Here is a 20,440-nt window from a genome sequence, read left to right as displayed (position 1 = left end):
TCGCAATGGTAATAAAAATGTAGCAATAACGACCAGTATTGATGGGCATAGCAATTAATCACAACTAAATTGTACTTATGGGGGCTAAATCTATTAAACTGATGCCTCGAGGATCGAACGCATTGAATCACAGTTTTATGATGGCGGCCATGATGACTTCTAGAAATTTTTGTCAGTTCAGATATCAAAAACTATTTTCTCAAGATGGCAATCAATTGAAGACAGCGACGCCTCAAGTAGCGACGCCGAAGCTTATGATACTGGCAACGATGGTGGCAGGATTGCTGCTGACTGGCTGCCAAAGCACTCCAGCCAATACGCCTTATCAAACGTCCACGCGAACCAATGATAATCGTAACTTAGATAAGCAAGAAATTGCCCGCGTGCGTACCTCACTTGCCGCGCAATATATCCGAAAAAACGATCTTGATACCGCACAGCGCCAGCTCGAAAAAGCCTTTGCTGCTAATAGCCGTTATGCGCCAGCCTATGATATGATGGGCGTTTTGTTGCAGCAAGAAGGCAGCAGTATCAATCTTCAAAAAGCCGATGAGTATTTTAAAAAAGCCATCATGCTGGACAAAGATTTTGAGCAAGCGAACAATAACTACGGCGTTTATTTATCACAAATGAAGCGCTATCGCGAAGCAGCTGAACAGTTTGAGATTGCAGGCGCTGCATTAGGGTACGAAGGCCGTATTGGTGCGTTAGAAAACTTAGGGCGTACTTATCTGCAATTGGGTGACCGTAGTGCTGCCGCTAAAGCATTTTTGCGGGCGCTTGAGGGCAATCGCAATAGTATTATCGCGCATATCGAATTGGTGGATTTATTGCTCGAGCAAAAGCGTATTCCGCAGGCTCAACGGCTATACGATGAGACGCTAGTACTGGTGCAAGGGCAGGGTATAAGTCCGCGTCTGCTATTACAAGGTATCAAACTTGCCGCTGTACAGAACAATATAACAACGCGCCAGCAATTGGCACAGCAACTTTTATCCGCTTATCCATTAAGTGATGAAGCAAAACAACTTAAGACTTGGCTTAACAATCCAGAGGCACCATGGAAATGACCAACCCATCATCAAACATTCAATCTAACGCTCAGGGATCATTTGGTGCCATGTTGCAGCAAGCCCGCAAAAACAAGCAAGTCAGTTTAGACGATGCGGCCGCTGAGTTGTTTATTTTAAAGCGTCATTTGCAAGCGCTAGAGAATGAAGACTTTGCTGAATTACCGCAAGCGGCGTTTGCTCGTGGCTTTGCCATTAATTACGCCAAATACTTGGGTTTAGACTCAGTAAAAATCGCCAATAGCTTTGACGTCGCCTATCCTAATGAACTCAAAGCTAAATCAGCTAATAATATGGACACACCACTGCGTCCAATGGGTACGTTACAGCGTGATACCCACAATCGTATTCGCTTCAATCCATTACTGATTATCGCCGTTATTGGTGTCATTATTTTAGCGGTATTTTTATTCCGTATGGTAAGCAGCGCAAGCAAAGAAAATACCGAACAACCGCTATCGACCGTTGAAGATGTATCAGCCATAGAGCAAGCTCAGGGTGCTGCTATGAATGATGCTAGCGATATTGGCTCGTCTGGCTCTGCATTGAACTTGGGCGGTGCTGCTAGTAGCGCGTCTTTAGATGTCAAATTGACTGACGCCGCCACTGTCAATATCACGGACGCTTCTGGTAGCAGTCTCATGAGTGGTGCGCAGACGTCTGGAGATTATCAATTATCAGGTGCAACACCGTTCACTGTACAAATTGATAATGTTGACAATGTCAGCTTAATGCTTAACCAAAAAGCAGTAGCTTTAGAGAGTTATACCACTGATAACAAAGCCAGCTTTGAGCTAGCACCTTAATTTTTAAGGCGGTTATGGATCGTTTTTAAAAACGACGGCCGATTTTTAAAGTGACTGTTTATGCTTATCGTAAATTATAATTATTATTTAAAGTGATTGTTTATAATTATTACAAATTACAGTTATCATAAATTAGAGTGGTCGTAAATTACAGTTATCATAAATGTGTTTTTTCTCGTATCAATTGAAGGGTTTGTCTATGTCAACGTCAGCGCCTATTAACCGTCGTCTTACCAAAAAAATCTATGTCGGTGATGTCGCGATTGGTGGCGATGCGCCGATTAGTGTGCAAAGTATGACCAATACCGATACCTGCGATGTGGCAGCGACTGTCGCACAAATTGAGCGCTGCGTTGAAGCGGGTGCTGATCTGATGCGTGTATCGACGCCCACCATGGATACGGTTAAAGCTTTTGGTGAAATTCGTAAACTGGTCAGCGTCCCTTTGATCGCTGATGTGCATTTTGATCATAAAATTGCCTTAGCCGTTGCGGCAGCAGGGGCGGACTGTTTGCGTATCAATCCAGGCAATATCGGTAGTGACGCTAAAGTACGTGAAGTGGTCGCTTGTGCTAAATATTACAATATTCCTATTCGTATTGGTGTCAATGCAGGGTCTTTAGAAAAAGACATTCAGCGTAAATACACTGAGCCAACTGGCGAAGCGATGCTTGAGTCAGCAATGCGCCACATCGATATATTAGAACGCCTTAATTTTGATCAGTATAAAGTGTCGGTCAAAGCCAGTAATGTGTTTTTGACATTGGATGCTTATCGCCTAATCTCAGCGCAGATTGATAATCCACTCCATTTAGGGGTTACCGAAGCGGGTGTCTATCGTACGGGTGCTGTCAAATCTGCTATCGCCCTCGGTGGTTTACTATTAGACGGTATCGGCGACACCATTCGCATTTCACTTGCCGCAGAGCCTGAAGAAGAAATCAAAATTGGTTATGATATTTTAAAATCTTTGAATATTCGTTCCAACGGCGTCAATTTTATTGCTTGTCCAAGCTGTTCACGCCAAGAGTTTGATGTAATTAGAGTGATGACAGCGCTTGAATCACGTCTAGAAGATATCCGCGAACCGATGAATCTGTCAGTGATTGGCTGCAAAGTAAACGGTCCAGGAGAGGCGAAAGAAGCTGATATCGGTATCGTTGGCGCTGCCCCTAAGTCATTGGTATATCGGATGGGTGAAAAAAGCCATTTAATTGATACCGATAATTTGGTCGATGAGATAGAAAGCATGGTACGTGCTCATGCAGAAGATTTGGCCAAAAAACGTGAGAATGAGATTATTCGGGTAAAATAAGCTGAAATATCATCTAGCGTGTGGCTGTAAGCGATACAGCGCTGACTTAAGACCCGCCTGAAAACAATGCTCGATTATGAGCAAAAACAATAATAATAGAGACATTTGTTAGAAATTTTAAGGATACGACCGTACCATGATTAAAGCGATTAAAGGATTCAATGATATTTTGCCGGAACAGGCTGCAAAATGGCTGCATTTAGAGGCGATATTGGCGGATGTGATGGGCAGATACGGCTATGAGCATATTCGTTTGCCACTGGTTGAACAAACCGATTTGTTCGCGCGTGCCATTGGTGGGTCAACGGACATCGTTGAAAAAGAGATGTACAGTTTTTTTGATAAATCTGAACCACCCACACCATTGGCATTACGTCCTGAAGGTACGGCAGGAGCCGTGCGCGCAGTGATTGAGCACAATCTATTACGTGGCGACACCCCCAAATTATGGTATATCGGTCCGATGTTTCGCTATGAGCGTCCGCAAAAAGGGCGCTATCGCCAGTTCCATCAATTGGGTGTCGAAAGTTTCGGTAGCGCGCTACCTGATGCCGATGCTGAATTGATTGCGATGACACATCTTCTGTGGCAAGAGTTGGGCCTAAAAGATGAGATGCGCTTGCAACTCAATAGTTTGGGTGAGCTTGATGAGCGTCACGCTTATCGCGAAGCACTAGTGGCGTATTTAACGGACAAGAAAGACTTGCTCGATGATGATAGCAAACGCCGCTTAACGACCAATCCACTACGTATTTTAGACAGTAAAGAGGCGAGCACACAAAAGATATTGGTAGACGCGCCAAAGCTTGCTGACTTCTTGGGTGCAGAGAGTATGGCGCATTTTGAGCAAGTTCAAGCCTATTTGACCACGCTTGGCATCAGTTTTGAGATCAATCCACATTTAGTACGTGGGCTCGATTATTATAATAAAACCGTCTTTGAATGGGTCACTGATAAACTTGGTAGCCAAGCGGCTGTTTGTGCGGGTGGTCGCTACGATGGTCTGATTGGACAGCTAAAATCTGTCGACGGGCGCGATGATAAAGCAGAGAAAAAACCAGTAAAGTCTGAGCCTGCTATTGGTTTTGGTATGGGGCTTGAGCGTTTGTTATTGCTCATGGAAGCCGTCGCACCGATTGCCAATGTACCTGCTTGTGATGTCTTCGTGGTCGCTCATCCTGAGGTTTATACTGCTGGTATTGGTTATGCGCAGCGCTTACGTTATAGTCGCCCAGACATACGAGTTAAAATGGCGAGTGCCACGAGCCTAAAAGCACAAATGAAAAAAGCGGATAAGTCAGGCGCGGCATTGACTGTCATTATCGCGCAGCAAGAGCTTGATGATAATACCATTAGCATTAAAGACATGCAGACGGGTGAGCAGCAGACAGTTGCGCAAGATTGGTTATTGAATAAAGACAACTTTGCTCGCAACTGATTATCACAATGAATTGCACGAACAACAATATCTGCCAATATATCATCGGTTTTGACTTTAATAGCAGCAATTAAATAACAATTTTATCAGGTAAATATATATGGCTCTGACACCTAATTCGCCAAATACAGACAATTCAATGCAAGCGTTAAAGCAATACGGCAGCTACATTGTCACTGCGATTTTATTGGCGTTAGCCGCTTATTTTGGTTGGACCTATTGGCAAAAAAACCATGCGCGGGTAGATACCGTTGCAGCAGATCATTATGCAGATATCCAGCGGTTGAATGAAGAAGTCAGTTTGGCCTCGCAAAACCCAGATTTAGAGGCAGAAGCGAAAAAAGCGCTTACGCAGAATCGTACACAGATGAATAAAGATATCGATGCACTAGTAAGCAAACACGGTGATTCAGTTTATGCTTGGCAGGCCTTGATGATTAAAGCGCGTCAGCAAATTGATAACGATGAGTTTGCGGAGGCAAGTGAGACGCTTAAGAAAGCGCTGACAATCGATTTAGGCGATGCAGGTTTACAGGCAATCACACGTCTGCGATATGCGACCACCTTATTAGCTGCAGGCAATGCAGATGCTGCATTAGCAGAAGCGAACAACGATATGCCAAGCTCGTTTGAACCCAGCCAGCAAGAATTGCTAGGGGATATTTATTTGGCGCAAGGCAATAAAGATTCAGCGATTAAGTCGTACAGTAATGCTTGGGAGCTGTTACGTAGCCGTCAAGAAACGCGAGCAGTATTGGCGTTAAAGATGGAAAGTTTGGGTCTTGTGCCTGAGCGTATCGATGAACAAGCAAGTCTTATTCAAGAGTCAACTGCGCCTAAACAGCCAGTAGTACAAGAAGGTTCTGCAGAAAATCCTGCTGTCGAGGTTGCCCAGTAATTGTATAGTAATAAGCGCTATTGACTAATAATGGCTTTAGCGTTTTACCTAATTATTAATAATTTATTTGTAGTGAGAACCTATAATGACTCAATCTATTCGCTTTGGCAAAATAGTAAAAGCTAAAACCATCAAAACGACGGTCATGCATGTGGCTGTACTGGCAGTAATGAGCACTGCGGTGATTGGGTGTAATCGCGGTATCAAACCAGTGGTTAATGAGCCGGTAAAGCTGGTACAGATCGCGGCGCCTGTTAGTGTACTGCAACCTGTCTTTAGCACTGACGTTGGTAATAAAAAAGCCAGTAAAAAGGATCCGCTAGATTTGCAAGTGGGCTATGCCAATGGACAAATCGTAACGGCATCGCGCGGTGGTGATTTAACAGGCTTTAATAGTGCGGGTGAACGTTTATGGTCAATCAATGTCGATGATCAAATCACAGGCGGTGTCGCTTTAGATGCATTAAGCCAAACAGCGATTGTCAGTACTCGTAATGGTCAGATAATGGCATTTGATAGTAGTACTGGAGCCAAACGTTGGCAGCAGCAGCTGTCAGGGTCGGTTTTGACGCCCGCGCTTATTACCAATAATCGTGTGATTCTATCGGCAAGCGATGGCTTTTTGCACGGTTTATCATTACAAACCGGTCAATCTGTATGGCAGTTCGCCACACAAGTGCCAGCAATCAGTGTGCGCGGTAGTGCTGCGCCAACGTTATTAGACAGTAAAACCGCACTATTAGCGACTGCCGATGGGCGTTTGCATGCAGTGACAGCTGATAGTGGTTTACCGCAGTGGTCAAGACGCATTGGCGTAGGTACTGGTAGTAGCGAAGTTGAGCGCATGAGCGATGTGGATGGCATGCCTATCGTGGATAACAACCAGCTATTTGCGATCAGTTATAGTGGTCAGTTGATAGGTATTGATTTGGCCTCTCGTCAAGTGATGTTTGTCAAAGAGCTTGCCAGTCTAAAGTCGCTTGCCGTAAATAACCAGCAAGTCATTGCCACAAGCTTAGATGGTAAAGTGGTTGCTTATGATCGCACTAGTGGTGAGGTGTTGTGGGAAAGTGAAGAGCTGGCTTATCGTCATTTGACCAATCCTGTGATGATTGGTAATTATATTGCAGTGGGTGATTTGGATGGTGTCGTACACTTATTTGACCCTGCTAGTGGTAAAATCGTCAGCCGTATACAGACCAAAGGGGCTTTGAGTAGCTTACAAGCACAAGGCAGCCGCTTAATAACCCAAAGTAACTCAGGTCAAGTGGCTATCTGGCAGTTGGCGCGCTAATTTTCTTATTAACTTGCCACTGCTTACAGAATAGCTAGTCAAATAATAAGTTAATTGGTATATTTCAAAACCATCATTAAGCAAACTCGTTGATGATGGTTTTATGGGATGTAAGAGTAAACGCTGCTCGGTCAGCGTTTACTGCTTTGTGTAAATTGCTTGTGTAAATACAGGCTTTCGCGTAACCTATGCGACCGATATGCCTTAGGCATTATCCATATATACTGTTTATATATAATTTAGTCAGCCTACATACTATTTGCTAATCGCAATGCTATTTATTAATTGTAGTACTATGCATTAATCATAATATAGTCGGCTATCATTTTCTCTATTGTTTTATCATTCATTTTAATTCGCGGTTAAGTGCAGCCTATGCTCTCCTTTTTTTATAAGAGTATCTGTACCGTCCGTCATTGTGCCTTTCACTGAGAGTACCCCATGAGTATCAAGCCTGTGGTCGCCTTAATTGGTCGTCCAAACGTCGGTAAATCCACCTTATTTAATCAGTTCACAAAAAGTCGGCAGGCATTGGTTGCTGATTTATCAGGACTGACTCGTGACCGTCAATACGGTGATGCTACCTATGAAGACAAATCTTTCATCGTGGTAGACACGGGTGGTATTGGTGAGGCAGATGATGGCAGCGGTAATATTGATGATTATATGTCTGAGCAGTCGCATACTGCGATTCACGAAGCAGATATTATTGTATTCGTCGTTGACGCTCGTGCTGGTATGATTGGTGCGGATGCCGAAATTGGTAAGTTTTTGCATACCCTTGGCAAACCAGTCTATGTCGTTGCCAACAAAGTCGATGGTGCCCATGACGCAGCGCCTGCTGAGTTTTACGCGTTAGGACTGGGTGAGCCGTATCCAATGGCTGCCAGTCATGGTCGCGGTGTGGGAAATCTGCTAGAAGTATTGACTGCTGATATGCCCGAGCAAGAAAATATTGTAGAGCCGAGAGGGTTGAAACTTGCCATTATCGGTCGTCCAAACGTTGGCAAATCGACACTGGTCAATCGTCTATTGGGTGAAGACCGAGTCGTGGTTTTCGATATGCCTGGCACCACGCGTGACAGTATCTACATCCCATATCAGCGCGAAGGCAAAGACTATGTATTAATCGATACCGCTGGCGTACGTCGTCGTGGCAAAATCGATGAGAAAGTAGAAAAATTCTCTGTTATTAAAACCTTGCAGGCAATCGAAGATTCTAACGTGACCGTTATTGTAATTGATGCTCACGAGGGTATTGTAGACCAAGATTTGCATATGATTGGCTATGCACTTGATGCAGGTCGTGCCTTGGTGGTTGCGATTAATAAATGGGATGGCCTGACGCAAGATCAAAGAGATTACATCAAGATCGAGATGGATCGCCGCTTCAACTTCATACCTTATGTAAAAGTACATTTGATATCAGCGTTACATGGTACTGGCGTCGGTAATTTATATCCCTCTATCTTGCGTGCTTATAAATCTTCCATGTTTGAGGTGTCAACCAATCGTTTGACTCAGATTTTACAAGATGCCGTTACTGCCAATCCACCACCGACGGTAGCTGGTCGCCGTATTAAGTTGCGCTACGCACATATTGGTGGTCACAATCCACCTGTGATCGTTATTCACGGTAACCAAACCAGTGCATTACCTAAGAGCTATCAGCGCTATCTTGAAAATCAGTTCCGTCAAGTATTCAAGCTTGAAGGCACGCCGCTCAATGTCATCTTTAAACAGAATGACAACCCTTATGCTAATAAGAGTGATACGCCAACCAAAGCGAAGGCGCAACAGTTACGTCAACGCGAGCGTAATAGAACACAGAAATTTACCACTAAAGACAAAGATAAAAAACCTCGCAATCGCTAGGTCAGCTGATGCATTATTTACTTTATCGTGCGACAGAGCACGGTAAAGTAAGCTTAATACTGCGCTAGTAGGATCTCTGTTTTAACCATCATAAAGAGTGACCTATAAATACTAAAATGTTTCACTTATCACATCCTCAAAATACCTGTAATATAAATAAAAGTTGTCTTGACTCAGTTGAGTGATATGAACAACCCTCCCTCTCAAACCATATCTACGCTTATCTGGCGATCTATCATACAGGCCATAATGGTGTCTGTGCTGGTAGGCTTTTTATTGTCTTCAATTTATGATTTATTACATCACTATAAAGAGAAACGCCAGCATATTCAGCAGATAGCGTTGCTATTAACGACCAGTGCATCGACAGCAGAGGGCGCTGATATTGTGGCTGAACAAGTGCGGTTTTTGTTAGAGAGCGATCCAAACATTCAAAGCATTTCCTTTTATTCAACACCTCAGCCTATTAGGGATGTCAATCGACCAAGAGATGATTGGAAGAAGGCTTTATTTGCCGATACAGTCAGCTTTAACTATCCTGTAATCAGCAATTATATTGCAATGGATAGCGAGCGGAATCAATCAAACGCTAATCAACAATCGGCCGCAACGTTATCAGAGGGTATGCGAGGATCGTCAGCTACTGATGCAACCATTAAAAACAGTGCCTTAGTAGGGTATATTAATATTACTTTAGATGTACATGCACTGCGTTTATATTGGCTCCAAGGTAACCTACTATCATGGTTGATTACCATGATAATTACGGCTCTTTGGGGGCTGTATATCTTGCGTAAGCTTAATCGGCCTGTTAGAGATATAGAGGCTTTAACTGATGTATGTAACATCGTTCTAAAAACTCCTGATCTCAAGCAATTGCCAATCATCTCTCAGCAGTACGACTTTCAAGAATTGATGCAGATTAAGCAGACGTTCATTGCTTTGTTTAATCGTTTGCAGAAAGCCCAACAAGAGTATGAATCGTTTACTCTCTTTGAGCAGCAATTGCATAAAAAAGATCTCTCTCTTGATGTGCAACTGCATAATTTTCAAAGTATGATAACCCATGAGTTAAAAACTTCGCTAAATGCTATCGTAGGTGGCTTACAGTTATTGGATTATGAAACGCTCAACATAGAGCAAAGAGACGCTGTTCAAATTATTCGTAATGGTAGTGATAAATTGGTGTCGTCGCTTGACCATATTATTCAATTGAATCAAATCCAAAAAGGTCAGATGGTTGTCAATTCTAGTGAGTTTAACCCGCTACATTTGATGGCAGAGCTTTTGACAGAGTTTGAACCTATCGCTCAGAAAAAAGGGTTGGATTTAATCAGTCGCATTCATCATATAGACTATAAGCTTGAAGGGGATGCAGAAAAAATCCAGCAAATACTATCGATACTGCTCAGCAACGCGATTAAATTTACGCCCGCTGGACAAGTAATAATTACCTCACAATTGACTCATTTTGATAAAAGTAATCGCTGGCAGGTCAGTGTCAAAGATACGGGCATTGGTATCGATAGTAACTATATTGATGATATTTTTAATCCGTTTTTTCAAGTGGATTCATCAAAAACTCGTCAGTACGAAGGATGGGGTGTGGGTTTACCAGTCGTTAAGCAAATGGCTCAGCTCATGGGCGCTACTATAGAGGTCGATAGCACGCTAGGATTAGGTACTCAGTTTATATTGACGATAGCAATGCCCAATCAACACCAGTCTCGGCATCAGAATTTATTGGCGACGCTGACGATTATTTATTATTACTATCACGAAACGGGGTCTTTAGCGCATGAGCTGGAGCAGTTGGGCGCTACTGTCATCTACTGCCAGCATGAACAGCTTGTTATCGATAACATGAGTATCAAAAAAATTGACATGGTAATGTTTGCAGAAGATATCGTGCCAAGCAACGCTGAATCTTTAGCCAAGTGTATTCGTCAATCTGAAAGTGAGCACCGTGCTTTATTGGTATATTGGTATCCAGAGCATCAAATGCATTATATAGACAGTTTTGAGCACCGTCTAAAAGCGGCTGGTATCGATTATTGTCATAGTACTAGTTACGAGGATAAGGCGTTGAGCGATTTGCTCAAGCACTGGTTGGTATGGACATAGGACATGCCTTAGTCTGGACATAAAAAAGACGCCCCATATTGAGGCGTCTTTTTTATTAAGTGATTTTTTTATCAAGTGGTTTTCTGATTCAGTAATACGTCGTCAGAGTCGTGATCTATAGATAAAGCGTCTATTAGAAAAGATTCTTTGCCCAGCGTACTACATGCTGCCAAGCGCGGCTCATAAAACCTGACTGCTCGATGTCACTAGTCGCTACAATAGGAACTGAGGCCACTGCTTTACCGTCAATGACCGCCATCATTTTGCCAATTTCTTGACCTTTTTTGATAGGTGCTTCTAAGCTTTCAGGAATGTCGACAACGGTGGTGATTTTATTTTTTTGCGTTTTACTGGTCAAAATCTGTAAATTGTTACCAGTGGTTAGTTCTACTTCTGCCGTTTTCCCAAACCATACGGGTATCTTGCTCACGAACTGTCCAGCAGGTGCTTTTGTCACAGTGGTGAAATGGCCAAAGCCCCAATTGAGGAGCTCACGTGACTGATCGGCGCGTGCTTGCTGGCTTTTCGTACCCATAATCACAGAAATTAGACGCATACCATTACGGTTGCTTGAGGCAACCAAGCAATAGCCAGCTGCATCCGTATGTCCTGTTTTTAGACCATCAACTGTGGAATCAGTGGCAAGTAGCGCATTACGGTTTCCTTGAGTAATACCGTTATAGCTAAATTCTTTTTCTGAGTAAATGCCATAATAATCGCCGCTATTTTTAATAATAGCACGTGCCAGTTTGGCTAAATCGATAGCAGATGCTTCATGACCGTCATCAGGCATACCAGTGGCGTTGACGAAATTGGTATTTTTCATACCGATTTTTTCTGCTTGCTCATTCATCAAAATGGCAAACGAATCTTCGCTACCAGCAATATGTTCCGCCATTGCTTTTGAAGCATCATTACCAGATTGAATGATAATGCCGCGCAGCATATCAATGACACTAGCCGTCTTATTGACGGGAACATACATACAGGATTGTTCGCTACTGCCACGGCACCAAGCGTTCTGACTCATCAGCACTTGTTCGTCTTCTTTCAGATCGCCTGACTTTAGGCGTTGCTCAATGATGTAACTGGTCATCATTTTAGTCAGGGACGCTGGTGGAAGAGCGGTATTGGCATTTTTTTGTGCTAAGATTTCGCCTGTATTATAGTCCATTAGTACATAGGCAGTATTATCCATCTCAGGAGGCTGTATCGCGGCGCTCGCCATCACGGCACTCATAGAAACACTCACACCAACTACCAGCTGTACTAACTGTTTTTTCACACGCTTTACTGTCATAGATTGTTACACCGCATCATGAAACCAAATGTATCTATCGCTTGTACGCAGCACTAACTCTTATCCATTATTCTGAGCAAGATGTATCAAACACCTTGTATGAAAATAACGTATGAATGAGAGCAATGACGACTAAACGACAGACATAAAATTAAGGCCTTATCTTAGCAAAATGCCAACCGATGGGGAATCGATAAATATAAAAAAAAGGACTTGATTAAAAAGAAAGCCTGATGATTATCAAGCGTTTGCTTATATTATTAGGGTTTTATGATATCTTGACGGCAACAAAGTAGACTGCCATAAAAAAGCTTGCTGCATCATCCGTTTTTAAACGGAATGGCAGCAAGCTTTTTAAGCTTTTTAAGCTTATAAACTTAGCAAATAAGCTTATAATCCCAGTTTTTATAAAACACAATCAGCATCTCAACACAAATAAAGCCGTCATTTTTTTGTCGTTAATGATAGCAGGCTTTATCCGCTCAACATTGACGCTGACTCTTGTTGCGCTTCATCATTGGAGAGTAGATAAAAAGTCAATTAACGCACTTTGATGAGATTGACTCATAAAATTCTACTATCAATACTCAGCATCTGCCAAATCTTCGCACAGGGCTTTGTTGTCCTGTTTTGAGAAACTCATCGTCCAGTTACGAATGCCTTGTAGTATCTGACGATAATCTTGCTGAGTTGATAGATATTGGATAGCGGCTTTTGGATCTTCTAAAGACGGCATCAATTCATGAAGCTGTACGTTATAAGATTTATAAAAACGCTGTTTTTGTTTGCCAGCGAGCATTGACGGGCATATCTCTGATAACACTTGCATAACCGCAATTTCATGTTTGGTTACGTTGATACCAGACATGTCTAGAGGAATGGTTGTCGCAGGATTATTCGCCGCGAAAGATGCTTGAGAAAGCATGGCAATAGACGTTATCAGTCCTGCAAGACCAACTTTTGAGGCGGTCTTTGCTATCACAGAAGCTATAGATAATATCGATTGATTTTTCATTCAGTATCACACTCGCTTATCTTTGTTTAATGGTCATATGTTAATGGGTAAAAAAATAAAAGTCACATAAAATATTGACTTATGTGTAGATGTCTTGTGAGCCAAACCTATGTTTTAGCAACATATCAGCATCATATGCTCATAAGTTACGTCAGCATAAACGTATAAGTTTATATTGTTGTACGTTGTTGTCTAATGTAAAGTGAGAACTTGTCGTTTCACTTTTACAGATTCGCTGTAGATAAAGATAACGCCTTTAATAAAATAATACATCATATAAATTATGAGCAAACACTGGGTTCGTATCAGCTTACTATTAGGGTATAATCGGCCAGATTCATAGCCTTTTTATATCAGTTTAAGATCAATTTAAGTCTATTTTATGATGTCTGTATCGTCGTCTTTTTCACTGTTTATACTGGCGTTATTTGGCCAGTCAAACGTCCATGAAAAATGATGGCTGTTATTGACGAGGCTAATTATACCAAGTTTAAAATGATAAAGTTAACAAGTAGACAGACGGTTAAACAGACATATATTGAGCACAAATGAGATTTTTAATTAGTAATGATGATGGCGTGTATGCTCCGGGATTATTGGCACTGTATCAAGCTTTGTCTACTATCGCAGAGGTAGTGGTGGTTGCGCCAAATGATGAGCAAAGTGGCTGCGCTAGTGCCTTGAGTATCTCAACGCCATTATATACGCACCAATTGGCTTCTGGCTTTATTGCTGTCAATGGCTCACCTGCTGATTGTGTTTATTTAGCATTAAATGAGCTATATCGCCATACGCACTTCGACTGTGTGATTACGGGTATTAATTCAGGTGCCAATCTGGGTCAAGACGTTTTATTTTCGGGCACTTTTGGCGCAGCGTTGACAGCAGAGCTTTTTGGCATACCCGCTATTGCGACCTCGCTAGTGGGCGGCGGTGCCAAGGGTGATGGGCAAGAGCAGGCAAGTCATTATCGAATGGCGGCAGATGAGATTGTCAAATTATTAATAGAAACGCCAATATTAGATGCCTGCAAAAATTTGCCCTATCACGTATTAAACGTTAACATTCCTGATGTTGATAGTGCTGACGATATCAAAGGTCGAAAAATAACGTCTTTAGGACACAGACAGATTGCACGTCCTGTGCACCATATCATTGATCCACGGGGACGAGAGGCATACTGGTTATCCTTACGTAAACGCCCGTATGAATTGCCCGACAGTAATGAAAATGGCTCACTATTAGCGCAAGATGGGTTAGATTGTGAAGCGTTATCTCAGCAAGCAGTCTCTCAAGAAACGGTCTCTCAAAAAATAGTGCCTCAAGAAACGGTCTACGAAAAAGGTGTTCAGCCACTTGCCGTACAGTTGACAGATCACCAAGCGGTGGCAGCGGGTTATATTAGTCTATCACCAGTAAGGCTACATCATACGCCAGCCGCCACAATAGAGACGCTTTCGGCGTTATTGTTATAAGTTAACGACAGTAGAGATGAGTTCCACTGTTAGTAGTAGCTAGTAGCAGAGGGTGAGTAGTAGCACAAGATTATTTAGTAGCAAAAGATTATTATGAACAGAAGATGCGGGGAAGTATGGTCTATCAAGCTATTTGTGATGGTGCTTATCCCATATTAAATGATATAAAATTTAGCAAAATGCTTGTGGGTAGCACAAGGAGTTTGTGAGTCACATAAAGAATAGGAAACCTTGTATGAAGAAGCTTATCGCTGGATCGCGCTTTGTAACAGTGGCATTGATTGGCACTATGACAGTAGCAACGTTAACGATGGTGGGCTGTGCCACAAAGCCTACTTATCAGACCGCCAACCAAGTTGGTCCTAAGATTATCACCAACGCCCAAGGCGTTCCTAACTATCATCGTGTACAGCGTGGCGATACGGTCAGCCAAATCTCTGAGCGTTATCGTCTCAATTACCGTCAAATTGGCGCGCTCAATGGCTTAGACAGTAAATATACAATCTATAGCGGTCAATGGCTGAAGCTGTGGGAAGGTCAAGGCACGCCCGCCAATAATAACCGCTACAACGCGTCTACACCGACAGTGTCACAGCCAACCTATACGACTCCTGTGACGAGTACGCCCAATAATAGCTCACAGTCCCCTGTATACGAAGTAACGGCCAACGCAACCTCAGGCTATGAATATCCGACTCGCAATCAAGTAACTCGCAATTTCGATGCAGCAGCGGGCAATATGGGTATGTGGTTTGCTGGTAATGTTGGTGATCCAGTGCTTGCCAGTCAGTCTGGAACGGTGCTTTACTCAGGCAATGGTCTACCAGAATATGGCAACCTTATTATGATTCGTCATAGCGATAACTATATTACCGCCTATGCTCATAATAGCCAGTTACTCGTCAAAGAAGGTGACACCGTACAAGGTGGTCAGCGTATCGCAAATATGGGTAGCAGTGGCCAGACCAATCAAGTAGGTTTGGAATTCCAAGTGCGCTTAAATGGCAATCCTATCGACCCACGTGCGGTATTGGGGCGTTAAGTTTGACGCGATTCTTTTGATTGATTTAGGCCACAATTCAATCATTTTATTTGAGTCACTATAATATCTGAGCCACTTTACTTATTCATACCTGAGATTTTTATAATGTTAAAAAAACAATATATCGCCCTTTTTCCTGCCTTAGTGATGGTCGGGTGTACGAGCCAACAGGCAATGCAAAAACAGAGCAAACCGGTTCGTCAAGGCAATGTTGAGATCACGCAGACTCAAACCATTCAAGTAAAGCCAACGCCGCGCCCAGTTGTCAAGCCGCAGCCTGTTGCCAAGCCAAGTTATAATAGCTTTTCTGATTGGAAGTCAGACTTTTCTATGCGTGCAATTTCGTCAGGCCATGATGCTGCGACGGTTCGTCGTTTGCTTGATTTGGCTTACTTAAATCAGCAAGTTATTTCGCTCGACTCAGGACAGCCAGAGTTTTCTAAAATGCCATGGGAGTATGTGGATTCTGCTGTATCAGACGGTCGAGTAGGCACTGGTAAGCGTAAGTTTGCCGAGCAACGCGCATTTTTATCGCAGTTAGAGTCACAGTATGGCGTCAATGCAGAGATTGTCGCGGCGATATGGGGTATGGAGTCGTCATATGGCGCTGTGACTGGGAATAGCAGTTTGCCAAGCTCTCTTGCAAGCCTTGCTTATGATGGTCGTCGTCAAGAATTTGCTGAAACTCAGCTATTATCGCTTGCGACGTTATTGCAACGTGGAGATGTGTCTTGGTCAGAGCTTGATGGCTCTTGGGCAGGCGGGATGGGACAGACCCAGTTTATCCCTGAAACTTGGCTCAAACAGGGCGTGGACGGCGATGGCAATGGTCACCGCAACCCTTGGGCCACAGGCGACGCTTTGGCATCTACTGCCAATTATCTGAGCAATTCAGGGTGGGTTCGTGGTCTAGCGCCATTTTATGAAGTAACGCTTCCTGCCTCATTTGATTATTCAGTGGTGGGTAGCAAGCAACCAGCGGCTAGATGGGCGGCTATGGGTGTCGATACGATAGCCGATGTATACTTGGATGCGAACACTCAGATGGAGCTGTGGTTGCCTGCTGGAAAAGATGGCCCAGTGCTACTACTCAGTCCAAACTTTGATGTCATTAAAGTCTATAACAACTCTTCTAGTTATGCGTTGGGTGTCAGTTTGTTGGGCAAAGCACTTGCTGGACAAGGTGGTTTGCAAAAATCATGGCCGCGCTATGAGCGTCCATTATCGACGTCTCAAGTACGCAATTTACAGCAGCGTTTGACCAGCTCGGGTTATGATACTAAAGGCGCTGACGGCGTCGTTGGTACTAACACCCGTATGGCATTCCAACGCTGGCAAGGAGATAACGGTCAGACTCCAGATGGCTTTATCACTCAGCGTAGTGCGTCTTCTTTAGCATCATGGTGAAGTCGATTGTTGACGCTGTTTTTTAGTATCCACTGGTTTTGATAGGGCTGTTTTAGTCGGAGGTTTTAACTGGTATTATTAAAGTTATGACCTTATAAGTACAACAAAAAAGCACCTTAACAAGGTGCTTTTTTGCTTTATTCTATGACTGCTTTTTAAGAGATTTATCGAAATGGTGAAAACTATAATGATCGAAAAGTTAAATCGATACATCAGATACTGCTGGTATAAATCTTCCTCGCTTGCTGTGCCTAAGCAGACAGAGGCTTCAAAAAATTCATCCCAGCAGTACTGTAGCTAATCTATTATTCTTTGACTATACACTATTGCAGAAATTACACTATTGCAATTAGCGTAAACTGACTACAGTTAAAGCAGAGATTAATAAATAGTATTGGTACAAGCAATTTAGGGCGTGTCCTCATTCTAAAAAAGGTAATAAAAATGAGATAAATTACCGTCAAACGAGGAAAATAGCGCAAATAATATCGAGATATCAATCAGCTATTTGACAATGTTTGGCAAAATTTAACCATTTTTAGCCCATTTAGATACAATCGTTTGAATTGAGGACACGCCCTAGTCTGCGAATGATTAATGCTAGACAAGATTTTTTTAAATACGAATAATAATAACGACTAACAGGGTGTTGCCTTATGATTACCATGGAAGAATTGCAGGCTGCGATAACGGATCGTGTAGACAGCTATAATAAGAACGACTTTCCGCTACAAAAAAGAGCGATTAATACCTGCGATCTATTAAAAAGCCGTCATCAGATACTGGCTCAAGATATTGCCTCAGCGTTTGATGTGCCAAGACAAAATGTATCGGCGATGGATGGATACGCGATTACTCAAGGTAGCGAGCTATCAAGTGATAGTATTATCGAAATCATTGGCGAGTCACAGGCGGGTAGTGCTTATACTGGCAAGCTGATAGCGGGTCAGGGCGTTCGCATTTTTACGGGTGCAGTGGTACCAGACAGTTGTGACACGGTCATCATGCAAGAAAACACGAACTTTGCTGAAATAAAGAGTACCATTGATAAGTCACAACCTTACACCATAACGCTAGCACAAACGGCGCAGATCGATAGCAATATACGCAGACAAGGTGAAGAAGTTGAGTCGGGTGAAGCCGTTTTATCAATAGGTAAGCGCATCAATCCTACTGATATTAGCTTATTGGCAAACTTGGGTGTCAGTCAAGTCAGCGTATTTCAGCCACTTACGGTAGGCATATTGGCCACAGGGGATGAACTGGTTGCCATTGGTGATGAGCTGACAAGCTTGGCGCAAATATATAATTCTAATACACCAACCCTTAAGAGTTTACTGGCTGATCTACCCATCAGTATTCGTGATTATGGCATCATTCCTGATAATTTAGAGCAGACGACTGCCGCAGTCAATGAAGCCATGCAAGACTGTGATGTGCTGATTTCAACGGCTGGCGTGTCGGTTGGTGACTATGATTTTTTGACCACTGTGATTGAGACGTTAGGACAGATTAACCACTATAAAGTGGCGATGAAACCAGGCAAGCCATTTGTGTTTGGCGAATTGAGTAAAGACATTGATAAGCCAGTACTGTATTTTGGTCTACCGGGCAATCCTTTGTCCACGGTAGTCGGCGCTTTACAGTTTGTGATACCAGCCTTGTGGCAGATGTCAGGCGCGCCTTTAGCAGAACAGCCTATGCAGCTGAAAATCAAAGCAACACTCACTAATGACGTCAGGAAGTCAGTCGGTCGCAAAGACTTTCAGCGGGGATTTTTATCACAAAACGAAATAGGCAGTTACCAAGTCGAGTGCTTCTCAGGCCAGCAATCACATAGAATAAAACAACTTAGCCGCGCCAACTGTTTTGTTGTTTTAGATAAAGACAGTGGTAATGTTTCAGCAAACAGTATCGTTACTGTGCAGCCTTTCCCTTGGCTATATACTTAAGTTATATAGCCAGCTGAAAATAAAACAGTTATATGAGCTTAAATGCGCTATTGGTATAAATTTTCCTTGCTTGACTGTAATTTATCTCATTTTAAGCCTCACAATCTAAATAATGACACGCCCTAATTCCATATCAGATGGCTATAGAAAAATTGAAGAAAAATTAAAGAAAAAATGAAAACCAATCTTATAACGATAGGCTAAACGCGAATCATAAAGTAAGGCTTATAGTAAGCAATAGTGGTGGCAATAAATATGAGTGATACTAAATTTGAAATAGACCGTGTGCAACTGTACTCGCCTACCTCAGCGCCTGCTATATTCGAGGATAACATACCGTCATCTGTAGCGGCGCCTACAGAACAAGCAAGCGAACATTATCAGCCTTTGACTGACGGCTTTGCCCGTCGTCTGACTTATCTGCGTCTGTCCATTACCGATTTTTGTAATTTTCGCTGCGAATACTGTTTGCCTAATGGCTACCAAGGCAAGCGCCCTGATGATGAGCTAAGCATTCCTGAAATTGCCACGTTGATACGCGGCTTTGCGCAAGTAGGCACCAAAAAGGTCAGAATCACAGGGGGTGAGCCCTCTATTCGCCGTGATGTTGTTGAGATTATTGAAACCATCAAACAAACCAACGGCATCGAAACCGTTGCCATGACTAGCAATGGCTATAAGCTGGGCAAGCATTTAGCTGGTTGGCAAGCGGCTGGATTGGACCAGCTTAACATTAGCATGGATAGTTTTGATGCTGAGACCTTTCACAAAATGACGGGTTTTAATACTTTGCCGCAATTGCTCATTGACATGGATACATTGCTTGCGACTACCGATATTAAGCTTAAGATAAATAGTATCCTGATGGCAGAAACGGCCTTTGAAAACTTGTTGCAAGCGATTGACTACGTCAAAGACAGAGCCGTCACTTATCGTTTTATCGAATTTATGCAGACCAGCGACAATAGTGACTTGTTTTTTGCTCAGCATGCTCAGTCTGATGTTATCATCGATTATCTACTAGAACAGGGTTGGCAGCCACATGAACGAGGCAGCTCTGACGGTCCAGCAGTAGAGTATAGTCATGAAAACTATGTAGGTCGCATCGGTATGATTGCACCATATGCCGCACACTTCTGTGATACGTGTAACCGTTTGCGGGTCAGCAGTCAGGGCAAGGTGCATTTGTGCTTATTTGATCAAGGTAATTATGATATTCGACCACATCTACAGCAAAATAATGTCGCAGGGTTGGTCAATACCTTACATAGTTTCATGCCGATCAAACCTGAGCATCATCACTTACACGACTCTAATAGTGGCATCATGCACAATCTATCGATTATTGGTGGCTAGCATCTAGCATCTAGCATCTAGCATCTAGCATCTAGCATCTAGCATCTAGCATCTAGCATCTAGCATCTAGCAT

General features: G+C 42.9%; 15 protein-coding genes. 13 read left to right on the top strand and 2 right to left on the bottom strand.

Annotated features, from left to right (window positions below):
* Positions 1 to 149: 149 nt before the first annotated feature.
* The 8 genes from pilW (at position 150) to JMX48_RS11350 (ending at position 10,820) form a co-directional block, all read left to right on the top strand.
* Positions 150 to 1,070, top strand: a complete 921-nt coding sequence (gene pilW, locus JMX48_RS11385) for a type IV pilus biogenesis/stability protein PilW (RefSeq protein WP_227687998.1) — start codon at positions 150 to 152, stop codon at positions 1,068 to 1,070.
* Positions 1,067 to 1,876, top strand: coding sequence for a helix-turn-helix domain-containing protein (locus JMX48_RS11380; RefSeq protein ID WP_201537856.1), 810 nt, complete (start codon positions 1,067 to 1,069; stop codon positions 1,874 to 1,876). The genes pilW and JMX48_RS11380 overlap by 4 nt, the downstream gene beginning before the upstream one ends.
* A gap of 199 nt (positions 1,877 to 2,075) precedes the next feature.
* Complete coding sequence (gene ispG, locus JMX48_RS11375; RefSeq protein WP_201537854.1) at positions 2,076 to 3,191, top strand: flavodoxin-dependent (E)-4-hydroxy-3-methylbut-2-enyl-diphosphate synthase; 1,116 nt, start codon at positions 2,076 to 2,078, stop codon at positions 3,189 to 3,191.
* A 136-nt stretch (positions 3,192 to 3,327) separates the two neighbouring features.
* On the top strand, positions 3,328 to 4,629 hold the full coding sequence (gene hisS, locus JMX48_RS11370) for a histidine--tRNA ligase (protein ID WP_201537852.1): 1,302 nt from the start codon (positions 3,328 to 3,330) through the stop codon (positions 4,627 to 4,629).
* A gap of 100 nt (positions 4,630 to 4,729) precedes the next feature.
* Positions 4,730 to 5,527 (top strand): YfgM family protein, encoded by a 798-nt coding sequence (locus JMX48_RS11365; RefSeq protein WP_201537849.1) that lies wholly within the window; start codon positions 4,730 to 4,732, stop codon positions 5,525 to 5,527.
* Between the two features lie 85 nt (positions 5,528 to 5,612).
* A complete protein-coding gene (gene bamB, locus JMX48_RS11360; protein ID WP_201537847.1) occupies positions 5,613 to 6,821 on the top strand; it encodes an outer membrane protein assembly factor BamB in 1,209 nt (402 codons plus the stop codon).
* Between the two features lie 441 nt (positions 6,822 to 7,262).
* A complete protein-coding gene (der, locus tag JMX48_RS11355; RefSeq protein WP_201537845.1) occupies positions 7,263 to 8,696 on the top strand; it encodes a ribosome biogenesis GTPase Der in 1,434 nt (477 codons plus the stop codon).
* A gap of 186 nt (positions 8,697 to 8,882) precedes the next feature.
* Positions 8,883 to 10,820: a sensor histidine kinase gene (locus tag JMX48_RS11350; RefSeq protein ID WP_201537843.1), complete on the top strand. Its 1,938-nt coding sequence runs from the start codon at positions 8,883 to 8,885 to the stop codon at positions 10,818 to 10,820.
* Between the two features lie 133 nt (positions 10,821 to 10,953).
* On the opposite strand, the gene JMX48_RS11345 is transcribed toward JMX48_RS11350, so the two are convergent.
* Together JMX48_RS11345 and JMX48_RS11340 are read right to left on the bottom strand one after the other, a co-directional pair.
* Entirely contained in the window at positions 10,954 to 12,120 is a 1,167-nt protein-coding gene (locus tag JMX48_RS11345; RefSeq protein ID WP_201537841.1) for a D-alanyl-D-alanine carboxypeptidase family protein, read from the bottom strand.
* A 580-nt stretch (positions 12,121 to 12,700) separates the two neighbouring features.
* Positions 12,701 to 13,135, bottom strand: a complete 435-nt coding sequence (locus tag JMX48_RS11340) for an MCR_0457 family protein (RefSeq protein WP_201537839.1) — start codon at positions 13,133 to 13,135, stop codon at positions 12,701 to 12,703.
* A gap of 548 nt (positions 13,136 to 13,683) precedes the next feature.
* Between JMX48_RS11340 and surE the strand changes: the two genes are divergently transcribed.
* The 5 genes from surE to moaA all read left to right on the top strand — a co-directional run bounded on the left by surE (position 13,684) and on the right by moaA (position 20,367).
* Positions 13,684 to 14,610, top strand: coding sequence for a 5'/3'-nucleotidase SurE (gene surE, locus JMX48_RS11335; protein ID WP_227687997.1), 927 nt, complete (start codon positions 13,684 to 13,686; stop codon positions 14,608 to 14,610).
* Positions 14,611 to 14,845: 235 nt separating this feature from the next.
* Positions 14,846 to 15,652 (top strand): peptidoglycan DD-metalloendopeptidase family protein, encoded by an 807-nt coding sequence (locus JMX48_RS11325; protein ID WP_201537837.1) that lies wholly within the window; start codon positions 14,846 to 14,848, stop codon positions 15,650 to 15,652.
* Between the two features lie 105 nt (positions 15,653 to 15,757).
* Complete coding sequence (locus JMX48_RS11320) at positions 15,758 to 17,059, top strand: lytic murein transglycosylase (protein ID WP_413786365.1); 1,302 nt, start codon at positions 15,758 to 15,760, stop codon at positions 17,057 to 17,059.
* A gap of 656 nt (positions 17,060 to 17,715) precedes the next feature.
* Positions 17,716 to 19,011, top strand: coding sequence for a gephyrin-like molybdotransferase Glp (gene glp, locus JMX48_RS11315; protein WP_201537835.1), 1,296 nt, complete (start codon positions 17,716 to 17,718; stop codon positions 19,009 to 19,011).
* Between the two features lie 255 nt (positions 19,012 to 19,266).
* A complete protein-coding gene (moaA, locus tag JMX48_RS11310) occupies positions 19,267 to 20,367 on the top strand; it encodes a GTP 3',8-cyclase MoaA (protein ID WP_201537833.1) in 1,101 nt (366 codons plus the stop codon).
* Positions 20,368 to 20,440 lie beyond the last annotated feature (73 nt).

The sequence above is a fragment of the Psychrobacter immobilis genome (genome assembly GCF_904846225.1).
Lineage (GTDB): Bacteria > Pseudomonadota > Gammaproteobacteria > Pseudomonadales > Moraxellaceae > Psychrobacter > Psychrobacter immobilis_F.
Note: the sequence above shows the minus strand (reverse complement) of the source record. Positions and strands in the feature narration are given on the sequence as shown.